The following is a 22,378-nucleotide window of genomic DNA, read 5'->3' on the forward strand; positions in this document are numbered from 1 at the left end:
ATCGAAACCTTTCGGGCGATCCAGGGGATTCGCCCTTGAAGATACTGTAACGGCCTGCGCCCGTAAGGCTCACGAAGTCAGGCGAGGGTACATGCGCGCCGCAATGCCAACGAGCAGTGCCGTGACGGCAATCAGCACCGCAGCGTCGAACCCAAGCCCGTATTTTGTCGTTCCGCCGGTCAGCATGAGGGCCCGAAGGCCGTCAACCTCATAGGTCAGCGGATTGGCCGATGAAATCGTCTTGAGCCATGGGGGCATCAGTTCGATAGGATAGATGGCATTGCTGGCAAAGAAAATCGGCATGGTGAGCACCTGGCCGATCCCCATGAAGCGCTCCCGCGTCTTCACGATGCAGGCGATGATCAGCGAGAAGGTCGAGAACAGGGCCGACCCGATGGCGATGAAAATGGCAACGCCGAGGATATGCGCCGGCCTGAACGAAACATCGATGCCGATGAGAACGGCGAGCCCATAGACGATGACCGCCTGGGACAGGCCTCGGACGGCCGACGAGGCTGCCTTGCCGAGGACGAGCGCGCTTCGAGGGGACGGGCTGACCATGAAGCGGTGCAGGACGCCGAGATCCCGCTCCCAGATTGCCGCAATACCATAGAAGATGGCGGCGAACAGGACGCTTTGCGCCAGAATGCCGGGAGCCAGAAAATCGAGGTAGCGCCCGCCGTCCGCAATACCTCGCACCTGGGCCATCACCTGCCCGAACAGGAGCAGCCAGATCGCCGGCTGGAGGGCCCGCGTCAGGAGCTCGCTCGGGTCGTGCCGGAGTTTCTGAATTTCGGCATCCGCAACCGCATAGATCTGGGTGTAATAGCCTGTGATCAGGGACAGCGGAGCGGGTTCATGAATGGACGCGAGCGCTGGCGCGGGTCTGTCTGACATCGCGATAGGATCCTCCGGAGGTCATCTCGGTCCCGGTGACATGGGTGAATACATCCTCGAGGGTGGCATCGGGGCCGATCCGCGCCTTGAGCTCCTGGGGAGAGCCCACTTCGGCAAGCCGGCCCATATGCAGCACACCGATCCGGCCGCACAGTTCATCCGCCTCGTCCATCAAATGGGTGGTGATCAGGATTGTTGTGCCCAGCCTTTCCCGCAACGCGCGGACGTGGTCCCACACCGCATGGCGTGCCACCGGATCGAGCCCAACCGTCGGCTCGTCCATGAAGAGAACAGCTGGCTCGTGGATCATGCTCTGGGCGATCTCAAGCCGGCGGATCATGCCTCCTGAAAAATTCTCGACCAGCCGTTGAGCCGCGTCCTCCAGGTCCATCAGCCGAAGGGCGGCCGCAATGCGGGCCTCCCGCTCCTTGCGGGGCACGAGATAAAGGCGAGCGGAGACCAGGAGGTTTTCATAGGCGCTCAAGGCGCGGTCTGCCGACAGGAGCTGAGGGACATAGCCGATATGGGCCCGCACCTTCTCGGGATGGCGCGTCACGTCGAAGCCGGCCACTTGGGCTGTTCCCGAGCTGGGCGGCAAAAGGGTCGTAAGCATCTTGATGAGCGTCGACTTGCCGGCGCCGTTTGGGCCGATGAGGCCGAAGATCTCCCCCGGCCACACCTGCAACGATACGTCGTCTATGGCGATCAGGTTGCCGAAACGCTTGGTAAGAGCATGGGTTTCGATGATGCCGGTTGCGCTCGGCGCGCCATAGGGAATGGAGGTCAACCTGTCCTCCCCGAATGCACAAAGTATAAATTTGAGATCGGTCGCGCAGGAACGCAATGACCTTTGTCAGCCGAACCTTTGTTTCATCGACCCGATCATCATTGTGCGCCACCAGACGGACTGAGAGGCCAAGGCAATCCGCGCTCCATCGTCCTTTCCAGATCAGAAAATTAACACGTTGCGGTGGGCCGCTTGATTTCCAGGTGTATTTATTTAACATGGTAATTATAACTTCACCGTCACATGCGGCTTCAATGGCAGCTTCGATCTTTTCCGAGTCCCCAGGCCACGAATCTCAATCGCGAATACCGGGCGCAGCGGCTGCTTGCGCCTTCTCGCAGTAACCGGCCACTGAGGCCGTCCGACCTTCATCCATCTCGCAAAACAGAATGTCGACCCGGCTGAGCAGCGGGCCGATAAAAGGACTGAACGCATGCTCTCTCCCAAATTCGTGAGCTATTCTGCCGAAGGCCGTCATGGATACGGCTTGGTCGTTGATGAAGGGATCATCGACCTGTCCAGCCGTTTCTCCACGCAATGGCCCACCCTGCAGGAGGTGGTTGCCGACAATGCCTTCGACCGGCTTGTGCAGGCTCGGGCAGGGTTGGCGCCTGATCTCCCGTTCGACGCGATTCGGTATAAGATTCCGCTGGCGGCACCCGAAAAGATCATCTGTGTCGGCGTGAATTTCCCCGACCGTAATGCGGAGTACAAGGACGGCAAGGACGCTCCGCCGAACCCCTCTCTGTTTCCCAGATTTCCGCGATCGTTCACCGGCCATGACCGCCCGCTGATCCGTCCGCCGGAGAGCGAGCAGCTCGATTATGAAGGCGAGATTGCCATTGTGATCGGCAAGGCAGGACGCCGGATCGCCGAACGCGATGCGCTCGACCATGTTGCGGCGCTGACGCTCGCAAACGAGGGAACGATTCGCGACTGGGTGCGGCACGCGAAGTTCAACGTCACACAGGGCAAGAACTTCGACCGCTCCGGCGCAATCGGGCCATGGCTTGTGCCGTTCACCGACGAAGCCCAGATCGCCGATATTGCGCTGACGACGCGGGTGAACGGCGAATTGCGCCAGAGTGACCGGACCAGCCGCATGATTTTCCCGTTTCGGAAGATCATCAGCTATATCTCGACCTTCACGACCCTCGTTCCGGGTGACGTCCTCATCACCGGAACGCCGACCGGTGCCGGTGCCCGTCACGACCCGCCGCTCTGGCTGAAGCCCGGCGATGTCGTCGAGGTCGAGGCCGAGGGCATCGGCCTTCTTCGCAACACCATCGCCGACGAGGTCTGACCGATGCTGGCCCCTGACGACATTGCTGCCGCTGCCCTTAGCCTCGACGAGGCGGAGCGGACCCGCCAGCAGATCGGTTTGATGTCGCTGCGGTTCCCGCAGATGACCATGGACGATGCCTATGCGGTTCAAGGCGCTTGGGTGAAGCGCAAGCTCGCGGCCGGACGCACGGTGATCGGCTGGAAGATCGGGCTCACCTCGAAGGCCATGCAATATGCGTTGAACATCAGCACGCCCGATTCCGGCGTGCTGCTCGACGACATGCGCTTCGAGGACGGCGACAGCATTCCGAAGGATCGCTTCATCCAGCCGCGGATCGAAGCTGAGATCGCGTTTGTGATGAAAGCACCCCTCAAGGGGCCCAATGTCACTGTCTTCGATGTGCTGAGCGCAACTGATTATATCACGCCGGCGCTTGAGATCCTGGATACGCGCATCCTGCGCGTTGATCCGCAGACCAAGCAGGCGCGTACCATCGTCGACACGATTGCCGACAACGCAGCCAATGCCGGAATCGTTGTCGGAGGGCGTGCCATGCGCCCCGATCAAGTGGATCTACGTTGGGTCGGCGCCATCGTGTCGCGCAACGGACAGGTCGAGGAAACGGGGCTAGGAGCCGGTGTGCTAAACCATCCGGCGCGCGGTATCGCCTGGCTGGCCAACCGGCTCGCGCTCTATGGCGAGCGGATCGAAGCTGGCCAAGTCGTCCTGGCAGGCTCTTTCATCCGCCCGGTAGAGGCACGCCATGGCGACACCATTGTCGGCGATTACGGCCCGCTGGGCACCGTCAGCTGCTATTTCGAGTGAGACTATCCATGCCTGCTCCTACAAACCCCTTCAAGGCGGCGCTCAAGGCGGGGCGCACCCAGATTGGCCTGTGGCTTGCCCTGGCCAGCCCCAATGTGGCCGAAGTCTGCGCCGGCTCGGGCTATGACTGGCTCCTGATTGATGCCGAACACGGTCCGAACGACATCCCTCTGCTGGCAGCGCAGCTCCAGGCGGTCGCAGCGTCGGCAAGTCATCCGGTCGTCCGGGTGCCAGTTGGCGAGGCCTGGATCATCAAGCAGGTTCTCGATATCGGCGCTCAGACGCTCCTGATCCCCATGGTGGAAACCGCCGAGCAGGCGAGGGCGCTCGTGCGGGCGACCCGCTACGCCCCGGACGGCATGCGCGGTGTCGGAGCCGCGCTGGCGCGTGCCTCGGCTTACAACCGCATCCCGGACTATCTTCAGACTGCGAACGAGCAGGTCTGCTTGCTTTTGCAGGTGGAAAGTCGGGCAGGGCTGGCGGCAATCGAGGAGATCGCAGCTGTCGACGGTGTCGATGGCATTTTCATCGGCCCGGCAGATCTCGCGGCCGACATGGGTTTCCTGGGCAACCCGGGAGCCGCAGAGGTTCAGGCAACAGTTCGGGAAGGCTTGCAACGCATCATCGACACCGGACGCGCACCAGGAATTCTGACGGCCGATCAGGACTTGGCGAAAAGCTATGTCGACATGGGCGCAAGCTTCGTGGCGATCGGTTCGGATGTCGGTCTGCTGGCCGGAAGCACGACCCGATTGCTTGCGCAGTTCCGCTCCGGCTCGCAGGCACAATCAACGCGCGGATCCGTCTATTGAAGATTGTTTCGCCCGCCAAGTGAGTGTCAGCGGGCGGCTGCCTGGTCTGCCTCTAACCTGTTGAGTTCATGAATCAAAATAGCCTTGAAAACCATCCGCCGACGACAGAATCCGGAATATAATTAACTTGATAATTAACGTGTTATGTGCCATCTCGATCGCGCTGTGCAGGCATGTTGTGCTTGCACCTGCTTCGTGACAGACGCTGGGAGGACTAGGATGCTCAAATACCTGCGCAACAAATGGATGCTGGCGGCGGGCTGCCTGATGGCTGCGACGACAGTCGCTTCGGCCGAGAGTGGCGCCACGCAGAAGTCCATCAAGGACCGTGGCATGCTCAATTGCGGCGTGTCGAGCGGCGTACAAACCGGAATGAGCACGCTCGACAGCGACGCGAAGTGGTCCGGGTTCGAAGTCGATTTCTGCCGCGCAGTTGCGGCCGCCGTTCTGGGCGATCCGGAGAAGATCAAGTTCGTACCTCTCGAGATCAAGACCGCCTTCGCGACGCTTCAGTCGGGCGGGATCGACCTTCTGGCCAGGACCGCGACCCACACCTTCGTCCGGGACATCGAGCTGAATGTCGAGTGGCCCGGGGTGTACCTCTATGACAGCCAGGGCTTCCTGGCCAAGAAGTCGCTTGGCGTGAAGAGCGCGAAGGAACTCGACGGCGCCTCCATCTGCGTCTCGGCAGGCTCGAACTACGAGCTGAACTTGGCCGACTACTTCCGGAAAAACGGTCTCAAGTTCAAGCCGGTGGCTGCCAACACCCGGGACCAGAATGAAAAGAACCTCGCGGCTGGCCGCTGTGACGTTTACGCCAACGTCCTGAGCGCACTCGCAGGGGCGGTCTCGAAGCTGGGCAACCCGGATGATTGGGTCGTTCTGCCGGAACTGATCTCGATGGAGCCGATCGGTCCTGTCGTGCGCAAGGACGACAGCCGCTTTCGCGACATCGTAGCCTGGACCCTCAATGGCCTGATCGCAGCCGAAGAGCTTGGCATCACAAGAGCCAATGTCGACGAGATGAAGGCGAGCTCCACATCGCCGGAAGTCCAGCGTCTTCTCGGCGTGACGGGCGACTTCGGGGTCAAGCTCGGGCTCGACAACAGCTGGGCCTATAATGCGATCAAGACCGTCGGCAATTACGGCGAGATGTTCGAGCGCAATCTGGGCGACAAAAGCCCGATCAAGCTCGATCGCGGTCTCAACAACCTCTGGAACAACAAGGGACTGATGTCCTCACCATTGATCCGCTAACAAGTCCTGCATTTGAGGCCGGCGCTCTGGCGCCGGCCTACCGATCCTGACCCTCGACAAGCTGAACGATGACCACCTCATATGCAGTTCAATCGCCGCCGCGAGCCGTATCGGTCGGACGTCGGCGCAAGATAGGCTGGCTCTATCAAAGCCTGCTCGTGGCGGCTCTCGCCCTGCTGGCATACGTCGCGATCGGCAACCTGCAGGACAATCTCGCAGCGCGAGGCCTTCGGATCGGTTTCGACTTCCTAAGGCAGGAGGCTGGCTTCGAGATTGCCTTCCACCTGATCCCCTACTCATCCAGCGACACCTACTGGTGCGTCTTCCTGATCGGCATTACCAACACGCTGTTGGTCACGGTTCTGGCCATCATATTCTCGACCATTCTGGGATTTGCCGTCGGGATCGCTCAGCTCTCGGTCAATTGGACCCTGTCACGCTCTGCACGCATCTATGTCGAGCTCGTGCGGAACCTGCCCCAACTGCTGCACATTCTCATCTGGTACAACGTCGCGCTCCGCGCCCTTCCGGCACCCAAACAGGCGCATGCCATCGGCGATGTGGCGTATCTCTCCAACCGCGGGATCTTTCTCCCAGCCGTGACGACGGACAGGCCCGGCCTGCTGGCGCTTGCCATTCTGCTCGCCATGGCCGCTGCCCTCGCGCTGTTTCGCAGTCTGACTGTATACTCGGAGCGTACGGGCCGCCAAGTCAGCGCCTGGCTGCCTGCTTTGGCGATCTTGGCGCTTCTGCCGGTCGCGGTCGTAGGTCTGACAGGCACGCAGATCGACCTGTCATTTCCCCAGCTGCGAGGCTTCAACTTCGTCGGTGGCTGGGTGCTCGTGCCGGAGCTGACAGCCCTCGTGCTCGCAATGGCAATCTACAATGCCGCGTTCATCGCCGAGTTGGTGCGCGCGAGCATCGAGTCCGTGAACAAGGGACAGCGCGAAGCGGCGGCCGCAATCGGTTTCGGCTGGTGGCAGACCCTGCGCTTCATCGTGATCCCTCAAGCGATCCGAGTGCTGCTGCCTCCGCTGTCGAACCAATATCTCAACATTCTCAAAGGCTCCTCGCTCGCGGTGGCGATTGGATACCCGGACCTCGTAGGCGTCTTCACCGGCATTAGCATCAACCAGACGGGACGTGCGATCGAAATCGTCGCCATGACGATGGCCGTCTACCTCGCCATCAGTCTCCTGATCGGCGCGCTGATCAATCTGTTCAACCACATGACCAGGATCATCGAGCGGTGAACGATACAGCCACGATACTGGCCGCCAACAGCAGGCCGCCTGCCTCCCCCGCCTCGGCAGGATCGGCGCCCCGGCTTCTGAACTGGCTGCGCCGGCGCCTCTTTGCATCATGGCGCGATGCCCTCGTTTCGATGGCCGTCATCACGCTATTGGCTGCCATTGCCTGGTCCATTGTTCCCTGGGCTCTGATCGACGCGACCTGGCGCGGCGCCAGTCGCAACGATTGCGCACCGGACGGTGCATGCTGGGCATTCGTCACGGCAAAAGCGTCACAGTTCATCTACGGCTTTTATCCACCCACCGAGCGCTGGCGACCGGATATTGTGTTTGCCTTGCTCATTGTCGGGCTCGTGTGGCTGATGGTGCCTCGGATCCCCAAGAAGGGTTATGCCTGGCTCTTCATGATCGTCGTCCTCCCGCTTGCAGCATTCGCCTTGCTGCGCGGTGGGTTTGCCGGTCTGCCGTTCGTGCCGAGCGATCAATGGGGCGGCCTTCTGCTTACCATGATACTTGCGGTCTCAGGGATCACCTTCTCGCTCCCCATCGGCGTTCTCTTCGCCCTCGGGCGACGCAGCCGCATGCCCCTGATCCGCTGGTTCTGCATCGGCTTCATCGAGTTCTGTCGCGGCGTTCCGTTCCTCACGGTGCTTTTCATGGCAATCGTGATGTTGCCGTTCTTCCTGCCTTCCGGAACGAAGCCAGATCCGCTCGCGCTTGCCGTCGTCGGCATCATCTTCTACGAGGCGGCCTATATGGCCGAGGTCGTCCGCGGCGGGCTCCAGGCACTCCCGAAAGGCCAATACGAAGCCGCGATGTCGATCGGCTTCGGCTATTGGCGGACGATGATCTACATCATCCTGCCTCAGGCACTCCGGAAGGTTGTCCCGGGTGTCGTGAACACGACCATCTCGCTGCTGAAGAATACGACTTTGGTGATGGTGGTGGGCCTCTTCGACCTGCTCAACATTGTCTCGGCCGGCGTCTCCGACCCATTATGGGCCGGCTCACAGGCCGAAGGCTACTTCATTGTCGGCCTGGTCTTCTGGCTCATGAGCTTTGGCCTCTCCTGCTACAGCCGCACAATCGAGGCCGGCTTCGCACGGGCCGACCGCTCCTAAACGCATCCGGGTAGTTAGAACATGGATCAGACCCTCATCCGGCTCACAGACGTCAATAAATGGTACTCACAGTTCCATGTTCTCAGAGACATCAACCTCGATGTCCGGCAAGGCGAACGGATCGTCGTCTGTGGCCCGTCGGGATCCGGCAAATCGACCATGATCCGCTGCATTAATGGACTTGAAGAATACGAGCAGGGGACCATCACGGTCGGAGGCGAGCGCGTCTCTCAGGATGACGACAATATCGAGAAGATCCGCCAGCGGGTCGGCATGGTCTTCCAGAGCTTCAACCTGTTCCCCCATCTGTCGATCCTCGACAACCTGACGCTGGGGCCCATCAAGCTGAAACGTGTGCCCCGCGCTCAAGCCGAGGCACGTGCGATGGAGTTGCTGGAACGCGTCCATATCGGACATCAGGCACGGAAGTTCCCCAATCAGCTCTCGGGTGGGCAGCAGCAGCGCGTCGCAATCGCCCGCGCTCTCGCCATGGAGCCGGACGTCATGCTGTTCGACGAGCCGACTTCGGCACTCGACCCGGAGATGGTTAAAGAGGTGCTCGACGTCATGATCGAACTGGCAAATACCGGCATGACCATGATTTGCGTCACGCACGAAATGGGCTTTGCGCGGGCGGTGGCCGACCGAGTCGTTTTCATGGCTGATGGAGCCATCGCGGAGATCGGCGCACCGGACACGTTCTTCTCGAACCCATGCACTGAACGAGCTCGCCAGTTCATCCAGCAGGTCATTCACTAGTCAAATCCTAGCAGCCGCTAGCCCGTCTTCCGGAGCCTCCTATGACTAACGCGTCCCCAACAGTCTACCCCTATCGCCTGCGCATCCCCGGCCCGATTTCGGTTCCGGAGCGGGTCCGCCAGGCCAACGCAAAGCCCGTAGTTAACCACCGTGGCGCCGAAATGCGGGCTATTCTGGGCGAAATTCAACGCTTGATCAAACCGCTGTTCGGAACGCAGGCGCCTGTGCTAACGTTCGGAAGCTCCGGCACAGGCGTCATGGAGGCAAGTCTGGTCAATGTTCTGGCGCCCGGCGAGAAGGTTCTTGCACTTGTGCACGGCCAGTTCGGCGAGCGCTACGCTCAGATCGCACGCGCTCTCGGAGCGGAGGTCGATGTGATCGAAAGCGAGTGGGGCCAGGTCCCGGATCCGCAACAGGTCGCGGCCAGCCTTGACAAGGCTCAGTACCGGGCGGTTGTCACCGTCCATAATGAGAGCTCAACCGGCGCCGTGACGGATCTCGCAGGAATCGGAGCGCTCCTTCGGGATCGGGACACGTTGTTCCTCGTCGATTCCATCAGCGGGCTCGCCGGTATGGAGCTGCGGCAGGACGAGTGGGGCGTTGATATCGCTGTTACCGGATCTCAGAAGGCCCTGATGTGCCCGCCCGGACTCGGCTTCGCCAGCGTGAGCGACAAGGCCCGCAAGGTCATCGACCGTGACGACAGGTGTTCGCGATTCTATTTCGATATGCGCAAGGCTCTTGCCGGCGTCGACAACAACGAAACTGCCTTTACGTGCCCGGTCTCCCTGCTCTTTGGGCTGCATGAAGCGCTGACGATGATCCATGAAGAAGGGCTCCCGCAGGTGTTCGCTCGGCATAAGCGCCTGTCGGACGCTCTGCGGGCTGGCTGTGTCGCACTCGGCCTGCCGGCATTCGGCGATCAGGCTGCTGCGTCCCGTACCGTTGTGGTCGCCTCAGTGCCTGAACCTCTTACCGGCGGTGCAATCGTCAAGCATATGTATGAGAATTATAATACTGTGATTGCCGGTGCCCGGAATAAGCTGAGCGGAAAAGTCATCCGCATCGGCACTATGGGGCAGATCAGCGAAGCCGATATCCTGACCGACCTGCATTATCTCGAGCGCACGCTGACCGCGCTTGGCCATGATGTTCCCACGCCCGGCTGCGGTGTTGCCGCCGCTATGGCCTCACTCCGCTAGCGCGAGACGGATCGCCTCATATGCCTCATATCTGGGTTGAATATTCAAGCAATCTCGAAGACAGCATCGACGTTTCCGCTCTGCTCAAGACAACGCAGGACGCGCTGATCGGCGATGGGACGATCTTTCCCTTTGCAGGTGCGCGCACGCGCGGCGTCCCCGTCCAAAACTACCTTATCGTGGACGGCCATGCGGATAATTCATTCGTACATGTTCTGCTGCGCATCGCAGTTGGGCGGTCGCAAGAAGACAGGAAAGCTGCGGCGAGCCGTGTATTCGAGGCAGTCAAGGATTTCCTCGCGCCAATCACTGCCTCGCGCCCCCTCGGTATATCTGTGCAGATGGAGGAGGCCGACGAAGCGACGAATTTCAAGACAAGCAATTACCGCGAGTACTTGAAGCAGCGTGGCATCCCCGAGAAGGCGTCGTCCAAACCCGAACGTCCGGCGAAAACTCCGGGTCGGTCTGCGCCACTTCGCCAAGCCGCAGGAGCTTCCATCTCCGAGCGTGTATCCGCCGAGCCGAGGCAAAAGACCTTGGATGCCGACCACTCATCGACACGGGTACGGATACGGCACTTCTCGAAGTCGCTGCCCATGTCTCTGCTCCGAGCGCGCGAAGCAGTCATGCGCCACTTCCGGGCAAGCCTCCGCCGCTTCGAGATAACCGAGCAACAGTGGCGCGTTCTGCGCGCCCTGACGTCAGTCGAAACCATTGAGGTCACGACCCTGGCCGACGTGACATTTCTCCTCCCGCCTAGTTTGTCGCGGATCCTCAAGGACCTCGACGAGCGAGGGCTCATCGTGCGCCGGACATCCTCCTCGGACATGCGTCGTGGGATCATTTCGATCTCGCCGCAAGGCCTTGAGCTGATTGAGCGGGCAGGAGCCGAGTCGGAGGTGATCTATCGTGAGATCACGGGACGATATGGGCCGGAGCGCCTCGCCGAACTTCAGAACCTGCTTCAGCAACTCGAAGAGTGTCTGGACGGCCCTGAAATCGCGGGCTGACCTGGGAACGGCATGCATGCCGACGCGGCTCGTTGTTATAGGTGTAAGCGACCGGGCAGGGGCAGCTGCAACATCGTCCGGTCGACATCTGCCTTCCCCAAACGTGACCTCACCGTTGTACAATCGGCTGCGCCTTGCGGCCTAATGGCGCCTACTCGCAGAAGAGGTGAGGTGAGCTGCAAATGAAAATCGGCATCAGGGGCGCCTCAAGCAATAGATGTTACGCTCCGGAAGCGTAGTAAGCCTAAGGCAAAGAACAAGCCGCCAATCAACGCGACGATCAGGAATTCCGGCCAGACCACATCAAATCCGGCCCCACGATAAAGAATAGCCTGTGCGAAGGATACGAAATGCACAGTAGGTGAAATTTGCAAGACTGCAGCGAGCCACGAGGGCATGCTCTCAAGAGGTGTGCCGCTGCCGGACAGCATGGCCAATGGCAGATAGACAAGGAGATAGAGAAGGCCGAGCTGCGGCATCGATCGCGCAACCGTCCCTAGGAATACTCCTATGGCTGTGGCGAAGAACAGGTAAATCCCAACCCCGACCAAGAATAGGGGAATCGATCCTGCAATTGGCACGCGAAGTATGGCCTCGACAACGACATAGAGTGAGAAGAACGCCGATACGATAATGATGAAGCCGTTTGCCCAAATCTTCGACATCGCAATCTCGAAAGGGGTTAATGGCATAGCGAGGAGATGATCGAGCGTGCCGTGCTCGCGTTCGCGAACGATTGCCGCTCCCGCCAGGATGATCGCGAGCATCGTGACGTTGTTGATGATGCCCATGATGCTGGTGAACCAGCCTGTTTCGGCATTCGGATTGAACGCAAGACTCACAACGAGATCCACCTGCGAGGGATTTTTCCTATCGATATGTGATAGAAAGGTATTGATCTCGTTGGTGATGATTTGCTGCGCATAGCCGGAACCTAGTCCGGCCTGTACCATCGCGGTCGCGTCCACGTTGATCTGTATCTCCGGCTGGCGCCCCGAGACGATGTCGGCTTCGAACCGTGGTGGAATATCGATCACGAATGTATACCTGCCCGCATTCATGAGCGGCACTACGTCCTGTTCGGCGATCAGCTGTGGCGCCTGAAAATATGGCAGGAGAAACGCGTGCTGGATGCGGCGTGATAGGTTCGATCTATCCTCGTCGACGATCGCCACGGAGGCATTGTGAACCTCCTGGGAGCTGCTTTGGGCCTGTGCCATGATGGCAAGGGAGAAGCTGTAAATGACGAGGAAAAGCAGTACGATATCGTGTCGGAAGCTTCGTAACTCCTTCGTCCCAAGCCAGAAGATGTTCGAGAGCTTCTGCATGGTTGCAATCACCAGCGCTAACGCTCCTGCTTTCGGAGCAGCAGCAAGCTGAGCACCGTCAGGGACGGTACGAACACAATAAGAGCAACGATGTCGCTTGAAAGGTCGCGAAACCCAAGCCCTTTGGTGAAAGTCCCGACGCTGATCGGAAGATAGTAGCTCATTGGGAAAAGTCGCCCCATGATCTGGGCCATGCCTGTCAGGGACGAGACCGGAACGAGCATGCCTGCAAACATTGTTGCAGGAAGCACCGTCAGAATTGCGGTTCCGAAAAGTGCTGCGATCTGCGTCCGTGCAAAGGTGGAAACCAGCATACCGTACGCCGTTGTCGTTATGACGTAGATGAAGGTCGCCAATAGCAGGGTTGGGAAGCTCCCTTTGAGTGGGACTCTGAATACCAACTGCGCAATCGCAAACATGAGCGCAAAGTTGATCATCGCTAATCCGACATAAGGTGCCTGCTTGCCGAGGAGGAATTCAAGGCGCGTCAGCGGCGTGACGTATAGATTCGTGATCGAGCCGAGCTCCTTCTCCCGCACGACGGCAAGCGCCATGAGAATGGCCGGGAAGAGCGCAAGCTGCATCGCAAGCTGAGCCGGCACCATTGCGTAGATGCTATCGAAGTCCTGATTGTACTTAAAGCGAAGCTGGACGAGGGCCGGAGCCGGTGTGAGAGGCTGACCTGCCCTTGTTAGAAGGTCGGCGAGATAGAGCTGATGGAAGCCTTGTAGGTATCCGCGGATCGTTTGGGCAATGAAGGGCCGCGCTCCATCGACCCATGCTGCCACAGATGTGGGCTGGTCGCGTATGACGTTTCGCCCAAAGCCAGGCGGGATTACGATGGCAGCGTCGATTTCCCCGCGCGCGAGCCTCCTCTCAAGAGCCGTATAGTTCTCCAGGGGAGGTTTCTCGATGAAGTAGGTTGAGCCGCGAAGCGCCTCCAGGTAGGCGCGACTCTCGTGGCTTTGATCATAGTCTAGGACTGCGAACGTCAACCCGTTCACGTCCGTAGAGATGCCAAGGCCGAAGACGAGCATCAGGAACGTCGTGCCGAGTATAGCAAAGCCAAGCCTGATACGGTCGCGTATTAATTCGATAGTCTCGCGGATAGTGCAGGCCGTAAGACGCTCGAGGCTGAAACCCGATTGAATGCGTGTTCTTGCCTTTGGAGGGCGTACACGAGAAGGGTCTCTTGGAGCCTGTTGCACACTGAAGCCTGGTTCCTCGCTGCCGGCGCGGGCTTGTTCTGCGTCCTCAAGGTATCCGATGAAGGCATCTTCGAGGGTCTCGGCGTTCCGTGCCTGCATCAATCCATTTGGTGTATCGGTTGCCAGCACACGACCCGAATCCATCAGGGAGATGCGATCGCAGCGCTCGGCTTCATTCATGAAGTGAGTGGAGACAAAAATCGTTATGCCGCGATTCCGCGCCAAATCAGTCAACAGTCTCCAGAATTGGTCCCTCGCAATAGGATCAACGCCGGACGTCGGTTCGTCGAGAATGAGAAGATCGGGCTCGTGAACGACGGCAACCGCCAGTGAAAGCCGCTGACGGATGCCAAGGGGCAAGGCTTGAGCCGGTTCGTCCACATAGTTGGCGAGGCCGAAATCCTTGACGAGCTTGGCAATGCGTGCATTCGCCTTTTGAGGCGACAGGTGGAATAGCCGCGCGTGAAGATCGAGATTCTGGCGGACTGTCAGCTCGGTATAGAGCGAGAATGCCTGCGACATATACCCGACGCGCTTACGCGTTTCGAGATCGTTTGCATCGAGTGGTCGCCCGAACAACCGTACCTCGCCCTCGCTGGGCGGCAGCAATCCGGTGAGCATCTTCATGGTGGTTGTCTTGCCGCAACCGTTCGAGCCGACAAATCCGAAGATTTCCCCTCGCCTGATCGTAAAGCTGGCATGGTCGACAGCCACGAAATCCCCGAACCGGCGAGTCAGACCTTCCGCCATGATGACCGGCTCCCCGTCGGCTTCTGAGCGTCGAGGCAAATAGAATTCCTGATAGCCGGTACGCTCGCGCTCCGGGAGCAGGGCAACGAAAGTCTCTTCGACAGTTCTCGCTCCGGTCGCGCGTTCGAGTTCTGCCGGTGATCCCGTGGCCACGATCCTGCCTGCATTGACGGCGGCCAACCAGTCAAACCGCTCGGCCTCCTCCATATAGGCCGTGGCGACAAGAACTGAGAGAGCGGGATTCCGAGCGCGGATGCGCTCGATGAGTCTCCAAAAATGGCGCCGCGACAGCGGGTCGACACCGGTCGTCGGCTCGTCGAGGATCAGGAGGTCCGGTTCGTGAATCAAAGAGCAGCAGAGGCCGAGCTTCTGCTTCATTCCTCCCGATAGCTTTTTTGCCGCCCGGTCGGCAAACGGCATAAGCCCTGTGCTTGCCAGAAGCTCCGCCATTCGCGCATCGCGCTCGTTATGTGGCTCTCCGAACAACCGCCCAAAGAACTCGATATTTTCTCGTACGGTAAGGTCCGGATAGAGATTCCTGCCCAGGCCTTGTGGCATGTAGGCGATGCAAGGACAGAGGGCAGAACGGACCTTTGGGTCAGCCATGTCCTTACCCAGGACATATGCCCGACCTGTTTGAATCTGCCGGGCGCCGGCGATGATGGCGAGCAGAGATGACTTTCCAACTCCATCCGGCCCGATCAATCCGGCTAGGCGGCCAGAGGGCACTGCGAGCGTGACATCGTCAAGCGCGACAGCCTTGCCGTAGCGAAGGGTAATATTCTCAAGAACTGCGACTGCTCCATCGCCCATCATCATGGTGTTGCGGGCCCTGGTTCTAGGCTAGGCGGCCACTTTGCATCCGGATCGGTACGCACGTAGGCCATTCCGGGCAGGCCGCTTCTCACGCTTACCTCGCGGCCCTTGAGCCGATCCGGGTCGATCCGGACCCGGATTCGAAACATCAACTTGTCGCGCTCGCTCTTCGTCTCGACGGTCTTGGGGGTGAACTGGGCTTCGCTAGAAACATAGACGACATTGGCCGGTATGACGCGACCGGGATAGGCGTCCAGGACGATGCGAGCTTCACTCCCGAACTTAAGTCGTCCGGCCTCCGCAGTCGGGAGATAGATGTCCATATAGACGTATGAAGCGTCGAGCATCGTGAAGACCTTGCCGCCGGCCGGCAGAACTTCCCCGACAGTGGCAAGGCGGTATTCAATGGGGCCGTCACGTGGCGCGATCAGTGTATTATCCGCGATCATGACCTTGTAGTACTCGACATTGTAAGTAGCAGCTTCGCTCGATTGTTCTGCTTGCCCAACCCTGGCGGTGGCCGCATCACGCGATGCGATTGCCCCATCCGCATTGTGTCGGGCGGCGATCAGCGCCTGTTCCGCTGCGCTCACCCTGGCGACCGCAGCGCTTTTTGCCGCCAAGGCGGCATCCAAAGCCTGCTGTCGTTGATCGAGCAGTTCGATGGTGGCGATTCCTTTCGACACGAGCGCTTTGGTGCGATCATATTCCTGTTGAGCCAGTTTCGTCTGTGTCAGCTGCTGTTGCAGGTTCGCATTCGTTTCATCCAGGATCCGTTGTGTCTGAAGTGCAGCTGCTTGTGTGCTCAACACTAGGCTTTTCTGCTGGACGAGGTTCTGTCGCGCTTCATCCACGGCTCGCTGCATTTGAAGGGCCTGGGCTTCGGCCTGCTTCAACTGAGCCTGAAGGTCCTGAGTATCCATGATTGCGACGACCTGGCCGGCTTTCACCAAGTCGCCCTGCTCGGCATAGAGGCGTAGGACGCGTCCCGCGAACTTCGTATCAATGTTGATCTCGTCTGCTTCCAACCTGCCGTTTCCGGACGCGAAGCCAGGTGGAAGCGTCGGCCTATGCTGGAGCCACCAATAGTACCCAACCCCGGCCATAGCGAGGAGTGCAAGAAGCGCGACGATCCACCGGAGGACTGTATTTTTCCTGATAGGCTCCGACCGCCTGGCCGGAAGCCACGATGGCTTGTCGGGCGGGGTATAGCCGCCTTGGGGGGCGATCTGTCCTTGATGCGCCCCGGAGGCGTCAGCCGCAGGCAGGGGAGGAATCCTCTCCGGCATTTCTGCCTTCACGGGGGAATCGGATGGGCCCGGCTCCGTGTGCCGATCGGACGCTGCCATTCAATATCCTCTGGAATGCGCTGAGCACACTCCGCGATTGTCGATAGGCAAGCTAAGCTCTCCTTTCGACCGAATATTGACATTGAGCAAGATCCCCGGTCTCGAGGCCGACAGGCAGTGTCAGCGCGGAAATTTCCGGCGGAGCCTGCAAGTATCATCAGAGCAGCTCCGTTGACTAAGCTCAGTCAAGATAGAAAAGCCAAGTTTATCGTTCAAACCGTAAAGTACAGCGAGGATCGAGCGGCTCACGCATCAGGAAACCATCCGTACAACTGGGCAACAATTCCAGTGCAGTTCCGATAATCATGGCACCAGACCGAAATTTTGATTGCCGAACGGGGAATGAGTCGGCACCTGAACGGCAATGAAGCCGACACCAGCCGCCTGATGACACTGATTGCAGGCATTCGTAACTTGCACATAGGCGGCTTCGAAACGCGAACTGTCCTGATCAGCGACGGCCCGCCGAAGGGCCAACATGGCCGGATCCGTTTTCTCATGGATCAATTGGGCTTGAGCGACCGAGGACGTCTGCGGGTACAATTTGACGATCCGGTCGATCGTGGTCTGGAATTGCTTCAACTCGTAATCTGCGAGCGGCCAGTTCCCGACACGCTGTGCATACCAAAGTTTGAAGTGTCTCAACTGCGTTAAGATCATAAGATCGCCCAGCGTCGGCTGGCTGGCATCCTGCTCTTCTGCAAGGGCTCTCATAGAGAAGCTGCCTATGAGAGCGACACTCAAGGCGGCGATCAGAGAGATGTAGCAGCGGAAACTGGAACGCTTGTTCATCGCATAATCTCCATGCAACGCCGAGGAGTGGCTGCCGGAACCGCTCCTCCGGTTGGCACGCGAGCTGGAGCGTCACGGTCGAATCAATCTCGATCTGATATAAGTCCGCAAATACACGTGAAGTTATTGATTTTCGTCAGCCTATGGATGTCTTTTCCGTGAGAGTGGATTTTGATGAACAAGGGTCCAATACGAAAGAACATATACCTTGCTGCATCTGGCACCTCCGTGACGAGGAATTCCCTCGCCCCGAGTGGTCCTGCAGCGCAGGCTTCCGTTGGTAGCGATGAAAGACGGGGATCTTCTGGAATTGCCAATTCCGCCGTCGTCGCAGAAACCGAGATCTCAAAAGCAGATCCCTCCGAAGCTTGGGCGAAGCCCTTTTTTCAACCGCTCGCTTGGTTTGGCGACGCCACGTCGAATGTCCTGCATACATGGTTGCCCGTCGAGAGATCAAAGCGCAGCAGTTCCGACGCCAGGCGGAGTACCTCCGAATGGCCACGCCCTCCTTTGGCCCCGACGGAGGCGGATGTCCCGACGAGCGTAGATCGGCTGCTTCATGCCACGATGGGGCGCTTTACCCTCGGCGTCTCGCCATCCGCACTCTGGCTCGCTTATGCCGATTGGGCAGTCCATCTCGGGACCTCGCCAGGCAAATGCCAGCAACTCGCGGAAAAGAGCGTACGTAAGGCGGTTCGGTTCATGACATATGCAGTACACGCTATGTCTGACCCGGACACTCCGCCCTGTATCGAGCCACTGCCGCAGGATCGCCGATTTCGCAGCGAGGCTTGGCAACAGCTTCCATACAACCTGATCTATCAGGCTTTTCTTCTAAACCAGCAATGGTGGCACAGTGCCATGACGGGTGTTGGAGGAGTCTCGTCTCATCACGAGCAGGTTGTGTCCTTCACGACGCGCCAATTGCTCGACATGGTTTCACCCGTCAATTTCATCGCCACGAATCCCGAGATCATATCTGCGACCTTGCATGAGAACGGACGGAATCTGCTCCGCGGCGCGATGAACTTCTGGGCCGATTGGGAACGCGCACTTGGCGGAAAGCCGCCGATCGGCGCTGAGAATTTTCATCCCGGCGAACAGGTGGCACTGACCAAGGGCAAGGTTATCTATCGGAATCCGCTGATCGAGCTTATCCAATATGCGCCTGCAACGTCTGACGTTCACAAGGAACCAGTTCTGATCGTGCCTGCGTGGATCATGAAATATTACATCCTCGACCTGTCGCCGGCGAATTCGCTCGTCAGGCATCTTGTCGAGGCTGGGCATACCGTCTTCATGATCTCATGGCACAATCCGACGGCCGGAGATCGTGAACTCGGTTTGAACGATTATCTCAAGTCCGGCGTCCTCGAGGCCGTGAAAGCCATACAGGCGATCGTGCCCAACACGAAGATCAATGCGGTCGGGTATTGTCTGGGTGGGACCCTGCTTTCAATAGCTGCAGCATATATGGCGCGGGAGGGAACGGCGGCCTTTAACTCCATCTCACTACTGGCGGCCCAGATCGATTTTACCGAGGCCGGCGAGCTGACCCTGTTCGTCGATGACAGCCAGCTCGACTACCTTGAAGATATCATGTGGGATCAAGGTTATCTCGACAGCCGCCAGATGGCCGGAGCATTTCAGCTTCTGCGGTCCAACGACCTGATCTGGTCGTTTGTCGTGCATGACTACCTGATGGGTCGTCGCGCGCCCATGACCGATCTAATGGCTTGGAATGCCGATAGTACCCGCATGCCATACCGGATGCACAGTGAGTATCTTCGCCGCCTCTTTCTGAAGAATGAACTGTTCGAAGGTCGATATGAGGTGGATGGCCGTCCCATTGCTCTCGGCGACATTCATCTTCCAATGTTCGCTGTGGCAACCGAAATGGATCACGTTGCGCCATGGCGCTCCGTTTACAAAGTCAATCTGGTCGAGGACATGGATGTCACTTTCCTCCTCACCAATGGCGGGCACAATGCCGGAATCGTGAGTGAGCCCGGTCACCCGGGCAGGCATTACCGGATGTCCCATCGCTTGGAGAATACTCAGTATATCGATCCGGAAACCTGGTATGCGCAGGCGAACATTCATGAAGGATCATGGTGGCCTGCATGGTTCTCGTGGCTTGAGCGACAATCGCAAGGGAGGGCTCAACCTCCCAATCTTGGGTCGCCGGAAAAGGGCTATCTACCGCTCATCGAGGCGCCCGGCCGTTATGTCCTGGAGCGCTGAGCCGGCGCCTGCATATTCGCTAACAGGGAGACGATGGGTCGAAGGCTTTCCCATTTCTGAAGTCCAGGGTCCGTGCCGTCGCCATGTCTTCAGCGCCACGGGCTGCCGCCTCTCGAATATCTTCGAAAAGATGCCCGATTTCCGCAAAGACGCTTAGGTCCTTCTCATCCGTCGTGAGCGTGTCGAGTTCGCCGACGAGCTCAAGCAGGGCCGCGATCCGCTCCGCCTGGTGCCGCGCATCGAGGATGAAGCCGCGCAGTTGTCTCCGGGCTTCGAGAGCTTCGAAGCGCTCCAGTGCCGCATCGACCTTGTCACGGCACCGGCAATCCAGATCGAGTGCGCCAAGAACCGTGCGAACACGCATCATGAGCGGGGACGGCTCAGGTTTTGCGTGCCGGTCATCGTCGGCATTGCCACTTTGCGAAACGATCTTCATGCGAATTTCCTTCACGGCATAAGTGGGCGAAGCAGGGGAATCATCCCTCGCTTTCGGGAAGATCCTGTCCAAGCGTGAGAAGCTTGTGCGGCTCGCAGATGACGATTTTCTGTCGACCGCCTCGCACCCAGCCGCGCTCTTCCCACGAGCTGAGAATGCGGCTCACATTGTGAAGGGTCGTGCCCGTCGCTTCGGCGACGTCCTGGCGCGAGATCGGAAAGTCGATCTGGATGCCCTGTTCCACGGGTCGTCCTGTGGTCTTACTCAGGCGCACGAGCGTGTTCGCGATGCGTCGCTCGACCTGCTCGGTCGAGAGTTCGACGATCCGGCTGTGGGCCTCCTGAAGGCGCGTGCCGGCGGCCTGGAGTGCCGCTTCGGCGAGGCGGGGAAGGAGCGCGATCATATCGAGCCAGCGCGTCGAGGGCCAGGCGAGCGCGATGCTGTCGACGGCCGCCGTGGCTGTCGCCGGATAGGTATCCCGGCCGAGCGCCGCTGCGACACCGACCAGCTCGCCTGGACTTGCAAAGCGCACCACCACCTGCTGCCCGTCCGGGGTCAGTCGGGTCACGCGCAGACGTCCATGCAGCAGCACGAAGAACGAGTCCGCCGTCTTATCCTGCTCGAAGAGGCTGCTTCCCTTGGTCCGGTAGACCGAGCGTGCCTCGGCGAGGATCGCATCGAGCTCCTCGGGAGACGCTCCCGCGAACGGAGGCAAGTGCACGATGAGGGAACGGTCGATCGTGGCCATGGATCCACTCCTTTCGAGCGGCCCGCACTGCAAAACCGGCCAGCGGCCGGAAGGGACGTGACGGGCCGACAATATGCCGAAAGGCCCGGGCGAGGGCCCGGGCCTTGAGACCGATTGTGGCGTTCGTCAGTGTCCGCTGCTCGACTGGGCCGATCTCTGGGGATTGAAATCCTTGAAGATCGCCTCGTTCTCGGGGCCTTCCACCTGCAGGATCCCGGCCAGACCGCGCTCGACGCGGCTCAGGGCATGGTCAACGAGCACGTAGTTGCCGGGGACCTCGACCTTGAACTCCACCATGCTGGCTCCGCCAGGAGGTGTCGTGATGGTCTGGACATCATTCAGCGGTGCCGAGGTCAGCGAAGCCATCGGGTAGACCTTGTCGAAGATTTCACCGATTACGTGGAACGACGAGGTGTAGTTGGGCCCGCCCACACCGAAGAAGATGCGCACGGTCTCGCCGACCTTGGCCTTGAGTGGGTTCTTCTTCAGGGCGTCGGTGGCGCCGTTGAAGATGAAGTACTCAGGGCGCTCACTGATGAGCTTGTCGTAGCTCTCCTCCACGAGCCCGGCGGTGCCGAAGGGCTGTTCCGTATAGATCTCGCCCTGCATCACGTAGAATTCGTGGTCGACCTTCGGCAGGCCTCCCTCAGGCTCTACGAGGATCATGCCGTACATGCCGTTCGCAATGTGCTGAGCGACCATCGGTGTGGCGCAATGGTAGACGTAGAGGCCTGGGCTCAGCGCCTTGAACGAGAAGCCGCGGCTTTCGCCCGGAGCGGCCTCCGTGGCCTTCGCGCCGCCACCGGGTCCGGTGACCGCATGGAAGTCCACATTGTGCATCATGACGCTGTCGTCATGGTTCTTGAGGTTGACCTCCACCGTATCGCCGACCCGGACCCGGATGAAGGGTCCTGGAACCTTGTTGTTGAAGGTCCAGTAGTGATAGGTCGTGCCGTCGGCGAGCTGGCCGGTAACCTCGGTGGTCTCCAGGTTGACCTTGACGTGCTGTGGAGCACGGATGCCGATGGGGCCGGGAAGATCGGTCGGGTCGCGCACCACGTTCACGGGCCCCTGCGGCAAGGTCGAGGCCGGAGCGTGCTTGTGCATGGGCGCAGTTGCGGTCGCGGCAGCAACCTTGTCGAGGGCCTGGGCGGGCAGGGGCTGGGCCAGAAGAGCGGCTGCTCCAAGGGCCAGAACGGCGGCGGTCGCAAGCAGCGGCCGGCGTCCCGCATTTTTCAGAGTCCTCATCGTCGTCTCCTTTTAGGAACCGCCTGGCGGAACATCGTGGTCCGTCATCGGATGAAGACTTTGTACTATCGAGTGCCTCCGACTTATTTGTTGCGTTGCAAATAAGAACGCGAAATCACGCGAGACAACAAAGAAATCGTGTGTTTCGAGCTCGAAAAGGCAAAGCTTTTGATTCAAATCAATTTGTCGCAGCTTTTGGAGCCTTCCGCGGCCGCTTTTTGAGCGAGGTCAAAGACGCCCCGCTCCATCCTCCC

19 protein-coding genes are annotated in these 22,378 nt (G+C 59.5%); 10 read left to right on the forward strand and 9 right to left on the reverse strand.

What is annotated here, in order from left to right:
• Positions 1–69: 69 nt before the first annotated feature.
• Complete coding sequence (locus tag C4E04_RS00515; protein WP_109593934.1) at positions 70–897, reverse strand: ABC transporter permease; 828 nt, start codon at positions 895–897, stop codon at positions 70–72.
• Positions 857–1,684 (reverse strand): ABC transporter ATP-binding protein, encoded by an 828-nt coding sequence (locus C4E04_RS00520; protein WP_109593937.1) that lies wholly within the window; start codon positions 1,682–1,684, stop codon positions 857–859. Before C4E04_RS00520 ends, C4E04_RS00515 begins: the two co-directional genes overlap by 41 nt.
• A 433-nt stretch (positions 1,685–2,117) precedes the next feature.
• On the opposite strand from C4E04_RS00520, the gene C4E04_RS00525 reads away from it, so the two are divergent.
• The 9 genes from C4E04_RS00525 (at position 2,118) to hpaR (ending at position 11,205) form a co-directional block, all read left to right on the forward strand.
• Positions 2,118–2,987 carry a fumarylacetoacetate hydrolase family protein gene (locus C4E04_RS00525; RefSeq protein ID WP_109593939.1) on the forward strand — a complete coding sequence of 290 codons (870 nt, stop codon included), beginning with the start codon at positions 2,118–2,120 and terminating at the stop codon, positions 2,985–2,987.
• Positions 2,988–2,990: 3 nt separating this feature from the next.
• Positions 2,991–3,794, forward strand: a complete 804-nt coding sequence (hpaH, locus tag C4E04_RS00530; RefSeq protein WP_109593941.1) for a 2-oxo-hept-4-ene-1,7-dioate hydratase — start codon at positions 2,991–2,993, stop codon at positions 3,792–3,794.
• An 8-nt stretch (positions 3,795–3,802) separates the two neighbouring features.
• Positions 3,803–4,606, forward strand: coding sequence for a 4-hydroxy-2-oxoheptanedioate aldolase (gene hpaI, locus C4E04_RS00535; protein ID WP_109593943.1), 804 nt, complete (start codon positions 3,803–3,805; stop codon positions 4,604–4,606).
• A 219-nt stretch (positions 4,607–4,825) separates the two neighbouring features.
• Positions 4,826–5,863, forward strand: coding sequence for an amino acid ABC transporter substrate-binding protein (locus tag C4E04_RS00540; RefSeq protein WP_109593945.1), 1,038 nt, complete (start codon positions 4,826–4,828; stop codon positions 5,861–5,863).
• A gap of 68 nt (positions 5,864–5,931) precedes the next feature.
• The gene (locus C4E04_RS00545; protein ID WP_109593947.1) at positions 5,932–7,116 is read left to right on the forward strand and encodes an amino acid ABC transporter permease; all 1,185 of its coding nucleotides are present in this window, start codon (positions 5,932–5,934) and stop codon (positions 7,114–7,116) included.
• Positions 7,113–8,234 carry an amino acid ABC transporter permease gene (locus tag C4E04_RS00550; RefSeq protein WP_245416182.1) on the forward strand — a complete coding sequence of 374 codons (1,122 nt, stop codon included), beginning with the start codon at positions 7,113–7,115 and terminating at the stop codon, positions 8,232–8,234. The genes C4E04_RS00545 and C4E04_RS00550 overlap by 4 nt, the downstream gene beginning before the upstream one ends.
• A 21-nt stretch (positions 8,235–8,255) precedes the next feature.
• Complete coding sequence (locus C4E04_RS00555; RefSeq protein ID WP_109593950.1) at positions 8,256–8,993, forward strand: amino acid ABC transporter ATP-binding protein; 738 nt, start codon at positions 8,256–8,258, stop codon at positions 8,991–8,993.
• Positions 8,994–9,034: 41 nt separating this feature from the next.
• Positions 9,035–10,195, forward strand: a complete 1,161-nt coding sequence (locus tag C4E04_RS00560) for an alanine--glyoxylate aminotransferase family protein (RefSeq protein ID WP_109593952.1) — start codon at positions 9,035–9,037, stop codon at positions 10,193–10,195.
• A gap of 20 nt (positions 10,196–10,215) precedes the next feature.
• On the forward strand, positions 10,216–11,205 hold the full coding sequence (hpaR, locus tag C4E04_RS21665; RefSeq protein WP_109593954.1) for a homoprotocatechuate degradation operon regulator HpaR: 990 nt from the start codon (positions 10,216–10,218) through the stop codon (positions 11,203–11,205).
• A gap of 206 nt (positions 11,206–11,411) precedes the next feature.
• On the opposite strand, the gene C4E04_RS00570 is transcribed toward hpaR, so the two are convergent.
• The 4 genes from C4E04_RS00570 to C4E04_RS00585 all read right to left on the reverse strand — a co-directional run bounded on the left by C4E04_RS00570 (position 11,412) and on the right by C4E04_RS00585 (position 17,448).
• The gene (locus C4E04_RS00570) at positions 11,412–12,533 is read right to left on the reverse strand and encodes an ABC transporter permease (RefSeq protein WP_109593956.1); all 1,122 of its coding nucleotides are present in this window, start codon (positions 12,531–12,533) and stop codon (positions 11,412–11,414) included.
• Positions 12,534–12,550: 17 nt separating this feature from the next.
• Positions 12,551–15,310: a ribosome-associated ATPase/putative transporter RbbA gene (gene rbbA, locus C4E04_RS00575; RefSeq protein ID WP_109593958.1), complete on the reverse strand. Its 2,760-nt coding sequence runs from the start codon at positions 15,308–15,310 to the stop codon at positions 12,551–12,553.
• Positions 15,307–16,335 (reverse strand): HlyD family secretion protein, encoded by a 1,029-nt coding sequence (locus C4E04_RS00580; protein ID WP_371682022.1) that lies wholly within the window; start codon positions 16,333–16,335, stop codon positions 15,307–15,309. Before C4E04_RS00580 ends, rbbA begins: the two co-directional genes overlap by 4 nt.
• 624 nt (positions 16,336–16,959) lie before the next feature.
• Positions 16,960–17,448 (reverse strand): hypothetical protein, encoded by a 489-nt coding sequence (locus tag C4E04_RS00585; protein ID WP_109593960.1) that lies wholly within the window; start codon positions 17,446–17,448, stop codon positions 16,960–16,962.
• Positions 17,449–18,015: 567 nt separating this feature from the next.
• Between C4E04_RS00585 and C4E04_RS00590 the strand changes: the two genes are divergently transcribed.
• The gene (locus C4E04_RS00590; protein ID WP_245416183.1) at positions 18,016–19,692 is read left to right on the forward strand and encodes an alpha/beta hydrolase; all 1,677 of its coding nucleotides are present in this window, start codon (positions 18,016–18,018) and stop codon (positions 19,690–19,692) included.
• Between the two features lie 19 nt (positions 19,693–19,711).
• Here C4E04_RS00590 and C4E04_RS00595 read toward each other — a convergent pair whose 3' ends face one another.
• The 3 genes from C4E04_RS00595 to nirK form a co-directional block, all read right to left on the reverse strand.
• On the reverse strand, positions 19,712–20,128 hold the full coding sequence (locus tag C4E04_RS00595; RefSeq protein ID WP_109593964.1) for a hypothetical protein: 417 nt from the start codon (positions 20,126–20,128) through the stop codon (positions 19,712–19,714).
• Positions 20,129–20,168: 40 nt separating this feature from the next.
• On the reverse strand, positions 20,169–20,876 hold the full coding sequence (locus C4E04_RS00600; protein WP_109593967.1) for a Crp/Fnr family transcriptional regulator: 708 nt from the start codon (positions 20,874–20,876) through the stop codon (positions 20,169–20,171).
• A gap of 126 nt (positions 20,877–21,002) precedes the next feature.
• Positions 21,003–22,124 carry a copper-containing nitrite reductase gene (nirK, locus tag C4E04_RS00605; protein WP_109593969.1) on the reverse strand — a complete coding sequence of 374 codons (1,122 nt, stop codon included), beginning with the start codon at positions 22,122–22,124 and terminating at the stop codon, positions 21,003–21,005.
• Between the last annotated feature and the right edge of the window lie 254 nt (positions 22,125–22,378).

It is taken from the genome of Microvirga sp. 17 mud 1-3 (assembly GCF_003151255.1).
In the GTDB taxonomy this organism is placed as follows: Bacteria; Pseudomonadota; Alphaproteobacteria; order Rhizobiales; family Beijerinckiaceae; genus Microvirga.

Bases quoted from the DNA above. Each gene is read 5' to 3' on its own strand.
- C4E04_RS00515 (WP_109593934.1), bottom strand. From the start codon at position 897: ATGTCAGACAGACCCGCGCCAGCGCTCGCGTCCATTCATGAACCCGCT.
- C4E04_RS00545 (WP_109593947.1), top strand. From the start codon at position 5,932: ATGACCACCTCATATGCAGTTCAATCGCCGCCGCGAGCCGTATCGGTC.
- C4E04_RS00540 (WP_109593945.1), top strand. From the start codon at position 4,826: ATGCTCAAATACCTGCGCAACAAATGGATGCTGGCGGCGGGCTGCCTG.
- C4E04_RS00555 (WP_109593950.1), top strand. From the start codon at position 8,256: ATGGATCAGACCCTCATCCGGCTCACAGACGTCAATAAATGGTACTCA.
- C4E04_RS00600 (WP_109593967.1), bottom strand. From the start codon at position 20,876: ATGGCCACGATCGACCGTTCCCTCATCGTGCACTTGCCTCCGTTCGCG.
- C4E04_RS00570 (WP_109593956.1), bottom strand. From the start codon at position 12,533: ATGCAGAAGCTCTCGAACATCTTCTGGCTTGGGACGAAGGAGTTACGA.
- C4E04_RS00585 (WP_109593960.1), bottom strand. From the start codon at position 17,448: ATGAACAAGCGTTCCAGTTTCCGCTGCTACATCTCTCTGATCGCCGCC.
- rbbA (WP_109593958.1), bottom strand. From the start codon at position 15,310: ATGATGATGGGCGATGGAGCAGTCGCAGTTCTTGAGAATATTACCCTT.
- C4E04_RS00525 (WP_109593939.1), top strand. From the start codon at position 2,118: ATGCTCTCTCCCAAATTCGTGAGCTATTCTGCCGAAGGCCGTCATGGA.
- hpaI (WP_109593943.1), top strand. From the start codon at position 3,803: ATGCCTGCTCCTACAAACCCCTTCAAGGCGGCGCTCAAGGCGGGGCGC.
- C4E04_RS00590 (WP_245416183.1), top strand. From the start codon at position 18,016: ATGGGGCGCTTTACCCTCGGCGTCTCGCCATCCGCACTCTGGCTCGCT.
- C4E04_RS00560 (WP_109593952.1), top strand. From the start codon at position 9,035: ATGACTAACGCGTCCCCAACAGTCTACCCCTATCGCCTGCGCATCCCC.
- hpaH (WP_109593941.1), top strand. From the start codon at position 2,991: ATGCTGGCCCCTGACGACATTGCTGCCGCTGCCCTTAGCCTCGACGAG.
- hpaR (WP_109593954.1), top strand. From the start codon at position 10,216: ATGCCTCATATCTGGGTTGAATATTCAAGCAATCTCGAAGACAGCATC.
- nirK (WP_109593969.1), bottom strand. From the start codon at position 22,124: ATGAGGACTCTGAAAAATGCGGGACGCCGGCCGCTGCTTGCGACCGCC.
- C4E04_RS00595 (WP_109593964.1), bottom strand. From the start codon at position 20,128: ATGAAGATCGTTTCGCAAAGTGGCAATGCCGACGATGACCGGCACGCA.